The sequence below is a fragment of the Paraglaciecola chathamensis S18K6 genome, from assembly GCA_000314955.1.
Taxonomy (GTDB): Bacteria; Pseudomonadota; Gammaproteobacteria; order Enterobacterales; family Alteromonadaceae; genus Paraglaciecola; species Paraglaciecola chathamensis.
Genome location: BAEM01000038.1, coordinates 47,705 through 59,251, shown reverse-complemented (window position 1 = coordinate 59,251; position 11,547 = coordinate 47,705). Strand labels below are relative to the sequence as shown.

At 46.5% G+C, this 11,547-nt stretch carries 11 protein-coding genes; 10 read left to right on the top strand and 1 reads right to left on the bottom strand.

Features of this window, described 5'->3' with window-relative positions; all coding sequences use genetic code 11:
- On the bottom strand, window positions 1–385 hold a 385-nt coding region (locus GCHA_RS14475), incomplete at its 3' end, for a hypothetical protein (RefSeq protein ID WP_039992563.1).
- A gap of 341 nt (window positions 386–726) precedes the next feature.
- Between GCHA_RS14475 and GCHA_RS14470 the strand changes: the two genes are divergently transcribed.
- From GCHA_RS14470 to GCHA_RS14425, 10 genes are all read left to right on the top strand, one after another.
- On the top strand, window positions 727–1,035 hold the full coding sequence (locus tag GCHA_RS14470) for a RedY/HapK family protein (protein WP_007989471.1): 309 nt from the start codon (window positions 727–729) through the stop codon (window positions 1,033–1,035).
- An 8-nt stretch (window positions 1,036–1,043) separates the two neighbouring features.
- Window positions 1,044–1,886, top strand: a complete 843-nt coding sequence (locus GCHA_RS14465) for an SDR family NAD(P)-dependent oxidoreductase (RefSeq protein WP_007989470.1) — start codon at window positions 1,044–1,046, stop codon at window positions 1,884–1,886.
- A 67-nt stretch (window positions 1,887–1,953) separates the two neighbouring features.
- Window positions 1,954–2,844, top strand: a complete 891-nt coding sequence (locus GCHA_RS14460) for a polysaccharide deacetylase family protein (RefSeq protein ID WP_007989469.1) — start codon at window positions 1,954–1,956, stop codon at window positions 2,842–2,844.
- 2 nt (window positions 2,845–2,846) lie between these two features.
- The gene (locus tag GCHA_RS14455; protein ID WP_007989466.1) at window positions 2,847–3,674 is read left to right on the top strand and encodes an HpcH/HpaI aldolase/citrate lyase family protein; all 828 of its coding nucleotides are present in this window, start codon (window positions 2,847–2,849) and stop codon (window positions 3,672–3,674) included.
- A gap of 19 nt (window positions 3,675–3,693) precedes the next feature.
- Window positions 3,694–4,212: a MaoC family dehydratase gene (locus GCHA_RS14450; RefSeq protein WP_007989464.1), complete on the top strand. Its 519-nt coding sequence runs from the start codon at window positions 3,694–3,696 to the stop codon at window positions 4,210–4,212.
- 27 nt (window positions 4,213–4,239) lie between these two features.
- Window positions 4,240–5,415 carry an acyl-CoA dehydrogenase family protein gene (locus GCHA_RS14445; RefSeq protein ID WP_007989463.1) on the top strand — a complete coding sequence of 392 codons (1,176 nt, stop codon included), beginning with the start codon at window positions 4,240–4,242 and terminating at the stop codon, window positions 5,413–5,415.
- A 73-nt stretch (window positions 5,416–5,488) separates the two neighbouring features.
- A complete protein-coding gene (locus GCHA_RS14440) occupies window positions 5,489–6,679 on the top strand; it encodes a CaiB/BaiF CoA transferase family protein (RefSeq protein ID WP_007989461.1) in 1,191 nt (396 codons plus the stop codon).
- 30 nt (window positions 6,680–6,709) lie between these two features.
- On the top strand, window positions 6,710–7,870 hold the full coding sequence (locus GCHA_RS14435) for a CaiB/BaiF CoA transferase family protein (protein WP_007989459.1): 1,161 nt from the start codon (window positions 6,710–6,712) through the stop codon (window positions 7,868–7,870).
- Between the two features lie 16 nt (window positions 7,871–7,886).
- Window positions 7,887–8,936, top strand: coding sequence for a chromophore lyase CpcT/CpeT (locus tag GCHA_RS14430; RefSeq protein ID WP_007989457.1), 1,050 nt, complete (start codon window positions 7,887–7,889; stop codon window positions 8,934–8,936).
- Window positions 8,937–9,250: 314 nt separating this feature from the next.
- Window positions 9,251–11,539, top strand: a complete 2,289-nt coding sequence (locus tag GCHA_RS14425) for a TonB-dependent receptor (protein WP_007989455.1) — start codon at window positions 9,251–9,253, stop codon at window positions 11,537–11,539.
- The last annotated feature ends 8 nt before the right edge of the window (window positions 11,540–11,547 follow it).

The following is an 11,547-nucleotide window of genomic DNA, read 5'->3' as shown; positions in this document are numbered from 1 at the left end:
AGATTTCAACGGTATCATCAAGGGTGATTAACTCCCCTTGGGTTAAGGTATCACCGTTTATAAATTTTTGAGTCAGTAACGTGCCTTTATGAAGCGTGTGATAACGCTTTAGTACCGATTCGGTATCCCAGTTATCAGCCAGGGTTTTATCCACACAAAGCACCACATGGGTATGATTGCTCATCACTGCATAAGCGCATATGTCGATAGCAAACACGGTCGATAAAAACAACAAACGCTTCTCTACCCAACCACGACGATGCTCATAGCTTTGCCCTGTCAGCGTGTTAGTACCACATAAGAAAGACTGGCGTACACAACGGGACACACAGTGATAATAAGGCGTATCGATTAAACTGATTTGGCTTTTTCGTGACTGAGGCATAACAGTCGACTCAATAAGGTGGAACACGCATCAAGTGTAGTTGAGGGATGAAAATTAACCATTTTTATAATGGGTGTCTCGGTTTTTTGTCGGTTTTTTGGGCCATATTTAACATGGGTGTCCTGATTACATCTGATTATCTAGATTTTTGTTTGGGTTTGCTGGTATCCGTTACGTGGAGGTTGTTGGGGGGAGTGGGCGTGAAAGTACTTTATTGGGTATGGCTTTGTGCGTGCAATTGCTTTTTGTCAAATACTCTAGAGCTAATTTGAGCAATGATTGACTTGCCTTCTGACACAAACTAAATTTGTCCGTACAAATTATTTGCGTCGAGGTAGCTAATGACCACTCTAGTCGTGTTGTTTAATCTTAAAGCCGGTGTTGATGAAAATGTTTATCAGCAATGGGCCACCCAAACAGATATTCCTACTGCAGGAGCCCTCAAGTCTGTTGATTCTTTTGAGGTGCTAAAAGCACAAGGGTTGCTGATGAGCGAAGCAACTCCGCCTTACCAATATATCGAGTTGATCAAGGTCAATGATATGGATCAGTTTGGCCAGGATGTGGCCACTGAAACCATGCAAAAGGTCGCCAGTGAATTTCAGCAATTTGCTGATAATCCGCTGTTTATTTTGACCTCAACGCTTTAGGGGATCCCATGTCTCAATATCCTGAGTTAAAAGGCAAGGTCGCGGTTATTACCGGGGCAGGTCGTCAAGCAGGCCTCGGTGAAGCGATGGCGAAACGATTAGCTGCCGAAGGTTGTAAGGTCGTGCTGACTGACATAGGCCAATCCGCCAATGAACACACCCCAGACAATGCCATCGGGCACAGTGATGAAATGAATCAGATTGTCGCTGAGATCAAGCAAGCAGGCGGTGAAGCCAGCGCTTTTGTGTGTAACGTATTAAACGAAAAAGACGTTCAAGACACCGTCGATTTTGCCGTTCAAACCTACGGAGCGCTGGACATCTGGGTGAATAACGCAGGCATTGGCTACTTGATGAAATCTATTCTTGATATGCAAATTGATGAATGGGACGCGGTGCTAGGCGTTAATCTTCGGGGGACCTTTCTAGGCGTGAAATACGCAGCCGCGCAAATGGTGAAACAAGGCAAGGGCGGTAAAATTATTAATATTGGCTCGCAGGCCTCTAAATCTGCCTTTGGACATGCTTCTGCGTATACCACTTCGAAACACGGCATGAATGGCTTGACCCGCGTAGCGGCGATTGAGCTAGGTAGCCACAAAATCAACGTCAATGAAATTTGCCCAAATCATGTCACAACAGGTTTAGGTGCATGGCAAAACGCACACTTTTCTGAAGTAACCGGTAAGGGTTATGAGCAGTACATGCAAGACATGCGAGACCGCATTCCTTTAGGGCGGCCGGGCTTGCAAGAAGACACGGCCAAAGCCTGCGCATTTCTATGTTCAGACCAAGCCAGTTACATCACGGGCGAATGCATGAACGTGTCCGGTGGCGAAGAATATCACTAGTCGTTAAAGCGCCCGTAAAGCAGAAATGTCCAAGAAAAAGCATGAAAGAAGATAAGAGAGCAATTTAATGTCAGATTTTAAATGGCCAAAAGACAAACGACTCGCCATGTCCATCGTGGTGAACGTAGAAGAAGGCTCTGAGTACAGTGTTAAAGAGGGTGACAAAGGCATGGAGCCAGTGGACGAGCTGCAAGTGCATCTTAAGAAGCCCATGCGCAATTACGGAAACGAGTCGAATTATCAATACGGCATTAATGAGGGGGCTCCGCGCATCATTAAGTTGCTCGACAAGTATCAAACGCCAGCCACTTGGACTGCCGCAGCGCTGAGCTTAGAACGCGCGCCGCAAATAGCACAAGCGATACGCCGCAGGAATGACGAAACTTGCTCTCACGGTTATCGCTGGGTATTTCAGTTTCGTATGGATGAAAACGAAGAACGTCAGTTTATCAAAGACGCTGTCACCAGCATTGAAAAAACCACAGGTAAGCGCCCTTTAGGTTGGCTATCACGCTATTTACTGACTGAAAATACTCGGCGCATTTTGCAAGAAGAAGGCTTCTTGTATCACATGGATGATTACAGCGCCGATGCGCCTTTTTGGGATGCAGTGCAAGGTTCAGATGAGCCCATGGTGATCGTGCCATACGCACTAGATTCAAATGATATGAAAATGTGGGTAGCGCCTTCGTTAACGCCAGATGCGTGGCTTAAATACGCTATTGATACCTTTGACGTGCTTTACGAGGAAGGTGCAGAGCAACCCAGAATGATGAGCTTGGGTTTGCATCTACGCATTATTGGACGCCCAGGGCGCATAGGTGCGCTTGAAGCGTTCTTGAAATATGTCAGCGAAAAGCCCGGCGTGTGGTTCGCAACACGCCAACAAATAGCTGAAACCTTTCAACAGCAGGTGCCCGCGCCAGATATTACACCCACTGATGGGAAGGGAGCGTAGTCATGAACGACGTTTTACGCTCTTTGTTGTTTGTGCCAGGTTCTCGCCCTGAGCGCTTTGAAAAAGCCTTAGGGGCAGGTGCTGATTTAGTCTGCATTGATTTAGAAGATGCTGTGCTACCGAATGACAAAGATTCAGCACGTGACGCCGTTTTAAAGTGCGTACAACAAACGCAATCGCTTTGCGTGCGCATTAACCCAGTGGGCAGTGAAGCGGGAGAAAAAGACCTACAGGCTTTTGCCAATGCGCCTCTAGCACCTGAAGTAGTGATGCTAGCTAAATGTGAATCAGCAGAAGATGTGTTGCATGCACAGAGTGTTATTGGCAACCCAAGTACACGCTTTTTGCCCCTCATTGAAACGTTAAAAGGGGTTGAAAACGCCTATCAGATAGCCAGCGCCAGTAAGCAGGTCGAGCACATCATGTTTGGCGGGGCGGATATGGCAGCAGAGCTACGCTGTGATTTTAGCTATCAGCCCTTGCTATTCGTGCGTAGCCAGTTGGTATTCGCCGCTGCGAAGGCCAATGTAGGCCTTATCGATGTGCCCTTTGTCGACATAAAAGACCAAGCGGGGCTGGCAGCTGAAACCAGCAAAGTGAAGGCCCTCGGGTTTAGTGCTAAAGCGGCGATCCATCCTTGTCAGATTCACACTATTCACCACACCTTTATGCCCAGCGAAGCGCAAGTAGCTTACGCCAAAGAAGTGATGGCGGCCGTCGATGGCCCTGATGCGGGCGTAGTGGTGGTAAACAATAAAATGGTCGATAGGCCGATAATTTTGGCCTGTCAACGAACGCTAGCGTTAGTTAATAGTGCTTCTTCAAATTGATAACCGAGAGAGAAAACTAATGGTACAGAATGTAAAAAAAGTCGGCGAAAACCGTTATCGTGAAACGTTCGGCAGATGTTTTGAAGAGTTTACCGTCGGAGACACCTACGAGCACCGTCCAGGTCGCACAATTACCAAAACAGACAACACCTGGTTTACTTTGTTAACCATGAATACCCACCCAATGCACTTTGACGACGAGTACGCCAAAGCCAGTGAATTTGGTAAATGTATCGTTTGCTCACCTTTCACCGTTGCTTTGATGGTGGGAATGAGCGTCACTGATGTCAGCCAAAAAGCGATTGCAAATTTGGGCTGGGAAGACATCAAAATGACCTACCCACTGTTTGAAGATGACACCTTGTATGCTGAGTCAAAAGTGATTGACAAGCGCGAGTCTAAATCGCGTCCAGGCGCAGGCATAGTGACCGTGGAAACACTGGGCTTTAATCAGGATGGCAAGCAAGTGTGTAGCTTTGTGCGCAAAATGCTTATTGCCAAACAAGGACACTCTGTAGAAGAGAAAGTTAACTATTAATCGGTAGATAATCAGTAGAGGTTTGCTATGTCTGAAGCATGGTCAAAAGAAGATGAGTTAGGGATCATAGACATGATCGACAAATGGGTAGAAAACGATGTTCGACCCATTGCCAAAGAGCATGATCAACAAGATAAATATCCCCATGCGCTTGCTGAGCAAATGAAAGAGTTGGGTCTATTTGGTGCCACCATAGGCCAGGAGTTCGGTGGCCTTGGATTACCCGCATCTATTTACGCCAAAATCGTGATGAAGGTGGCCTCTGCATGGATGGCCCCAAGTGGCATCTTCAATTCGCATTTAATTCAAGCCTCAGCGATTGAACGTTGCGGTACCCAAGCACAAAAAGAGCGGTTTTTACCGCGTATGGCAACAGGTGAACTACGCGGTGGCGTCGCATTGACCGAGCCAAATGCTGGCACCGATTTACAAGCCATTCGCACCACCGCAGTGAAAGATGGCGATGAATACATTATTAATGGCGCAAAAACCTGGATCACCAATTCGTTAAATGGCAATTCATTAGCTGTATTGGTGAAAACAGATCTCGACGCTGTGCCAGCCCACAAGGGCACCAGCATGTTTATCGTGGAAACCAAAGACGCACAAGGCAATTTCAAACCTGGGATCACCGTCTCAAAAATGACCAAGCTAGGTTATCGCTCAATTGATACTTGCGAAGTGGTGTTTGAAAACGTACGAGTGCCCGCTGCCAATTTAGTCGGCGAAAAAGAAGGTTCTGGCTTTAAACACGCCATTGGAGGCCTAGAGCTCGGTCGCATTAACGTTGCTGCACGCGGCGCTGGTATTGCTCAGGGAGCAACGGAGTTAGCAGTGCGCTACGCCCAAGAACGTGAAACATTTGGTAAGGCGATATGCCAGCATCAGGCTATTCAACTCAAATTAGGCGAAATGGCCACTCAGGTTGAAGCAGCTCGCTTGTTAATAGAGCAAGCGGCGACAAAGTATGACGCTAACGAACGCTGCGATATGGAAGCAGGCATGGCGAAATACTTTGGCTCAGAAGCTGGTGTGTTTTGTGCCAACGAAGCCATGCGTATCTTTGGCGGCTACAGCTACTCAGTAGAGTACGACATTGAGCGCTACTACCGAGATGCCATGTTGATGTGTATCGGTGAAGGCACGAACGAAATGCAGCGCATCATTATTGCTAAGCAATTAATCGATAAAAACAAAATTTAGAGACTTTCATTGCGCCATGATGAACACGGGCAAGTTCGCGTGATTATTTGGCGCATTACAACAGGACACAAGCATGACACAACTCCCTCTTGATGGTGTGAGGATCATCGCCGTTGAACAATACGGTGCAGGTCCATACGGCTCTATGTATTTGGCTGATTTAGGCGCAGAGGTCATAAAAATTGAGAACCCAGCCATAGGGGGAGACGTATCTCGCCAAACTGGGCCGTTTTTTATCGGTGAAAACGACAGCTATTTTTATCAGACTTTCAACGTGAATAAAAAAAGTCTTACCTTGAATTTAAAGTCAGAAGAAGGGCGCAAGGTGTTTGAAGAGCTGGTTAGAACCGCCGATGCCGTGACCAACAATTTACGTGGCGACCAACCGCAAAAGTTGGGCATTACCTATGAACAATTAAAACAGGTGAACCCTAAAATTGTGTGTGGCCATTTATCTGCCTATGGGCGTGATAATGACCGTGCCAGTTGGCCGGGTTATGATTACTTGATGCAGGCCGAAGCAGGCTTGATGTCGCTTACAGGTGAGCCCGACCAAGCGCCCACGCGTTTTGGGGTTTCCATGGTTGATTTCATGACCGGAGCTGTGGCGTCGTTAGGGCTAACCGCTGGCATACTTGGCGCCCATCGCACAGGTCAGGGCAGGGATGTTGACGTCTCATTATTTGATGTGGCATTGCACCAATTGTCTTACCCTGCAACTTGGTATCTGAATGAGCAGCATGTTGTGCAGCGGGTGGCGCGCTCAGCCCACCCGGCGACGGTGCCTTGTCAATTGTACAAAACCCAAGACAGCTTTGTATTTTTGATGGCCATGACAGATAAGTTCTGGGATGTGTTAGTCGATATTTTAGATGATGAAGTGTTAAAAGAAGACCGTTTTGCGCAAGTCGCCGGGCGGCGCGAAAATCGCGATGTTTTGACCACAGAAATCGATCGCGTTTTAGCTACTCATCCCACCGCACATTGGTTGGAAGTGCTAAAAGGGCGTATTCCTTGTGCGCCGGTTTACGATGTACCAGAAGCGTTGAATAACCAGTACATTCGAGACATTGGCATGGTGCAGTCTGTTCCTCATCCGCACAACCAAGATATGGAAATTCTAGCGAACCCTATCAAGCTTGACGGACAACGCCTATCAGGCAAAGCGGCGGTCGCTATGGGTAACGACACTGAGATTTTGCTAAAAGAGCTGGGTTACAGCGAGCAGGAAATAACCCATCTTAGCCAGAACAACGTGGTCTAATCCCTCAGCAAACTTCAGGAGCACAGCAAAGTGAAATTACAGGGTATTCGCGTATTAGATTTATCCCTCTTTTTGCCCGGGCCACACTTCACCATGATGATGGCCGATCACGGGGCAGAAGTCATCAGCCTTGAACCGCCAACAGGCGAACCGGTGCGAAACATTGGCCTGAAGCAAAACGGCCAGTCTGTGTGGTTTAGAAACGTATTTCGTGGCAAGAAAAGCATCAACTTGAATTTAAAAAGTGACGCAGGAAAACAGGCGTTTTATAAGCTGTGCGAAACCGTTGATGTGGTGGTTGAAGCCTTTAGGCCCGGCGTGGTTGAGCGACTAGGGATTGACTTCGATACCATCGCAAAGATTAACCCTAAGTTAGTTTACTGTTCTATTTCGGCCTATGGGCAAACCGGTCCTAAACGATTGAATCCGGCTCATGACCTGAGTATTCAGGCAGATTCTGGCGCCGTGCAAATTAACCAAGGGCAAGATGCTAAACCAGCGCAGCCCGGTATGCCAGTGGCTGATATGGCTGGCAGTCTAATGGCCTTTTCTGGAGTGTTGATGGCGCTGTTGCGCTGTCAGCAAACAGGTAAAGGTGACTACCTTGATATCTCTATGCAGGACTCTTTGGTCGCTTGGTATGCCAATGTCATGGGGCCGCCATTCGCCGAAAACCGTTCACCTGAGCCCAAACAGGAACGCAGCTGGGGCGGTGCCGCGATGTACAACATATATCAAACCGCAGATGACAAATATTTAACCCTAGGGGGGAGCGAACTTAAATTTGCAGTAAACCTGCTTACTGCGCTTGGCAGAGAAGACTTAATTAATTTGTGCCAGTTGCCACCGGGGCCAGATCAAGCACCAGTGACAGCCTTTCTTCAGTCTACCTTTTTAGAAAAGACACTTGACCAGTGGCAGGCATTTTTAGCGAACATTGATGTGTGTTGGTCGCCGGTTCGCAGTTTAAACGAGGCCGTACGTGACGAACATTTGGTGCAACGCGATATGTTGCTCAATGACGAGCAGGGCAACTTGCACCTGGGTGTACCCGTTAAGTTTCGCCATGAACCGGCTCAGCCGAATCTTACCTTGCCGTCCTTTAGTCAAGACACCCAAGCGCTGTTAGCAGAGCTGGGCTATAGCGAACAAGATATTGCCAATATGCGCAGTGAAAATGCGTTCATTTAACCAAGTAGGGAAAGTTATGAAACAGATCATCGCTGCACTTTGTGTGGCTGCTAGTTTAGTCGGTTGTGCGAGCCAAAAGAGCGCCACTCAAGAACGAGCCTCATCGACCCAAGCTCAGGTACAGGCCAAAGACACTATTCAAGAAGCGCTTTTTCATCAGTGGTTTGCCGCTGAGTTTGATAACCACGAACAGCACTGGCAAGACAATATCAATAAGGAAAAAGAGCCTGATTTACAGGTCCATGAGCATATCCATCATGTCTTTGCGCCACTGGCAACGCCAGCACTTGAAGGCACCACTTACTTTGTAAAGCAATACATGGACGGTGATCCGAGTAAGGTATATCGCCAGCGGTTGTACCAATTTCTGCCCAACGAAGATAAGGGCGCTTTGCAGCTCAATATCTTTCGTTTCAAGGACGAAGCTAAGTATGCTGATGCGCATTTACACCCCGAACTTTATGAAAAATTAAGCCGAGATGAAATTGTGACTTACCCAGGGTGTGAAGTGTACTGGCGATTTAACGGTAAGTACTTTGACGGCACCATGGGGCAGAACACCTGTAGTATTGTGTCTAAACGTAGCGGTAAAAAAATCTTTTTTAACGATACCTTGCGTCTAACAGACAACGAAATTTGGATCGCGGATAAAGCCGCAGATGAAGACGGTAATTATGTTTTCGGCAACAAAGCGGGTATTCCCCATAAAAATCGCAAAGTGACTTACTTTACTGGCTGGGGCGGCGCTCGAGTCGGCGGAAAAGAGGCCTCGGAAGATGCAAGATGGATTTTTAATCGTGACTTGTTACTGCACAACGAAGGGCAAATTGTTGCCTTGCAAGATGCGAAAACAGGGGAAAAAACGGGTTACTCGATTCAACTGGCGTTGTTGACCTATCAGAATACCTCTGACCCCATTTTTAAATTTGGTCTGATTGATGATGCCACTGGCAAAACCATTACCTATATTTGGAGCGACCGTAGCAACCCAACAACGGGAATGAATTTACGATGGATGCAAGCGGGCGTAAAAGTTAAACAAATCCGGCCCCATTTTAGCTTCTAAGCGCGCCGTTTCGGCGATACGTAAATAAGGCGGGCAATTAATGTCCCGCCTTTTTTTTGTATCACTGACAAGGAGTTACCTATACTTAAATAGGTAGATTTATCGCGTCTTTATAACTTTTTTACAGCTTTTTTATAACAGTGGTTAACTTTGACATTTGTCAAACGAATTTGATTGATAAATGTCAATCGAGGAATTTTTCAACGAATTTGTCCGTGCAAATTTGGCTAGAGTGATATCTGCCAACTAGAGACATTGTCGGTTTCGGGTTGCACATAACGCCAAATTATTACAATAAAGTTAGAGGACCACCCATGAACATGCATTTTAGCCGCAGTAAAGTAGCGCAAATGATCAAGCTAGCCTTAATGGCACCGCTTGTAAGTATGCCGCTTGGAGCAATGGCTCAAGAAACAGCACCTGATACAGAAACGGTGTTCGATCAAGAAGTGATTGAGCAAATTGAAGTTACGTCTCGTTATCGTAAAGAAACATTAAATAAAATCCCGATTTCAGTGACGACCTTTAGTGCGGACGATATCGAAGAAGCCGGTTTGAGGAATATCAACGATATCGCGGTGAGTGCCGTGGGTATGTCGATGGAGCGTACATTCGGACGCCAATCTGATATTCCTGTCATCCGCGGTGTGTCATGGATCCCAGGCTTTGGCTCTCAAAAAGCCTCGTATTTTATTGATGGTGTATATTTTGGAGGCTCGATTCAAAGTTTACCGCTGGATTTGATTGAGCGAGTAGAAATTGTAAAAGGTCCGCAAAGTGCTCAGTACGGCCGTCGTACTTTCTCTGGGGCAATTAACTTTATTACCAGTCGTCCGAGTGACGAGTTATCAGGTTACGTTAACCTCACGTTAGGTCAAAACGGAAACCAGAAATTAGCCGCCGGGGTATCGAGTAAGCTATCCGATATGTTTGCCTTTCGAGCGTCTATTTCTGCAGATAGTTATGATGGTGACTGGGAAAACACCAAGGAAGATGGCCCAGATGTTGGTGGCGAGAAAACCAAATCTGGCATGTTAGGTTTCTATTTTACACCGAGTAAAAATACTGATATTTCCGTTAACTACATATATAACGAAAATGATGATGAGGCGCAGCCTTTTGGTTATCAAGGGGCGGCTGATAACAACTGCTTTTTGGATACTAGGCCATATTATTGCGGAGAAGCGCTCAGAAATCAGCCCATTAGTATCGGTGGTGGCGGATTCTTAGATAATGATGATTATGGGCTAAGGGTAACCAGTGAGCATATTAGCTTTAAAGTTAATCACCATTTTGATTTTGGTACTCTTTCTTGGATCAGCGGCTGGAACTCGCGTGATGGGGAAACCGGTTTAGACCAAACTTACAATGGCGCTGAAGAATCCTTTAGTTTTGGGTTTTTCAGTGGTGGCCCTTTCTTAGTGCCAGCAGACTCATGGTACACCTTGGATTCATCAGGTACGGATGAGTACAGCCACGAAATACGCTTCAACTCTAGTGCTTTCGACGATCGTTTGTATTGGTCAGTGGGCGCATATTTATGGCATTCAGAAGCTGAACCAAATGCAGTGGATAGTTTTGCCGAAGAACTAGAAAACCAAGCATTGATGGCCATGGCGACCTACGAATTTACCGATGATTTTCGTTTGTCAGCTGAAATTCGTCGCTCCAGTGATGAAGTTAATACGCAGGCCTATGATGAGTTAATTCAAAACGCGGAATTTGCTAATGTCAGTAACGAGTTTGATAGCACCACCACGCGTTTTATCGCTGAGTATGATGTGAGTGACGACACGCTAATGTACTTAACGCGCTCTGAAGGCAACAGCCCTGGAGGGTTTAATACAAGTACTTTGCTGCCCAATGATTTGGTCGTTATAGACGAAGAAGACATGGTGATGTATGAACTTGGGGTGAAATCTACCTTGTTCGATGGAAGCTTGTACGTGTCAGCAGCCGCTTACACCATGGATTGGACCAAACAGCAGCTAACCGATAGCTTTGATGAAGTAGAAGGCCCGCCAGTTTCATATACATCTAATGCCGGCTCTACAGAAATCAAAGGGCTTGAGATTGAAGGTACTTGGCTTATCAATGAGAATTTTAGTTTAGAATTTGGTTTATCACGCACCGATGCGCAATTTGAAGAATTGTTTGATAGTAATCAGTGCCGCTTCTTTGCGCCGGGGGGAGCATCAAGCTTCTGTGTGGGGGATAACCTACGTGAATTTGGTGATCTAAAAGGCAATTCACCGCCTCAAGTACCGAAGAACGAAGCCACATTAGCACTGAGCTATTCCACGCAAGTAAAAGAAGGGGTAGAAGTCTTTAGTCGTATGGACTTTTCATATGATTCAAGCCGTTATGCCCACGTACACAACTTAATTGAGACAGGATCACGTCAGTTAGTTAATTTAAAAGCTGGGGTACAACTGGAAAATGTACGCTTAACCGCATGGGTAAATAATGTGACGGATAATGACACCCCAACCTATGTATTTAGGTATGTTGATGTGCAGAGTTTTGCTTATGGTTCGCGCGCGTTTCCTGTGGCGCCCAGCAGAGGCCGAGAAGTGGGCATAACCGCATCTTATAAATTTTAAGACGTTAG

Bases quoted from the DNA above. Each gene is read 5' to 3' on its own strand.
- GCHA_RS14460 (WP_007989469.1), top strand. From the start codon at position 1,954: ATGTCAGATTTTAAATGGCCAAAAGACAAACGACTCGCCATGTCCATC.
- GCHA_RS14450 (WP_007989464.1), top strand. From the start codon at position 3,694: ATGGTACAGAATGTAAAAAAAGTCGGCGAAAACCGTTATCGTGAAACG.
- GCHA_RS14445 (WP_007989463.1), top strand. From the start codon at position 4,240: ATGTCTGAAGCATGGTCAAAAGAAGATGAGTTAGGGATCATAGACATG.
- GCHA_RS14455 (WP_007989466.1), top strand. From the start codon at position 2,847: ATGAACGACGTTTTACGCTCTTTGTTGTTTGTGCCAGGTTCTCGCCCT.
- GCHA_RS14440 (WP_007989461.1), top strand. From the start codon at position 5,489: ATGACACAACTCCCTCTTGATGGTGTGAGGATCATCGCCGTTGAACAA.
- GCHA_RS14425 (WP_007989455.1), top strand. From the start codon at position 9,251: ATGAACATGCATTTTAGCCGCAGTAAAGTAGCGCAAATGATCAAGCTA.
- GCHA_RS14430 (WP_007989457.1), top strand. From the start codon at position 7,887: ATGAAACAGATCATCGCTGCACTTTGTGTGGCTGCTAGTTTAGTCGGT.
- GCHA_RS14470 (WP_007989471.1), top strand. From the start codon at position 727: ATGACCACTCTAGTCGTGTTGTTTAATCTTAAAGCCGGTGTTGATGAA.
- GCHA_RS14465 (WP_007989470.1), top strand. From the start codon at position 1,044: ATGTCTCAATATCCTGAGTTAAAAGGCAAGGTCGCGGTTATTACCGGG.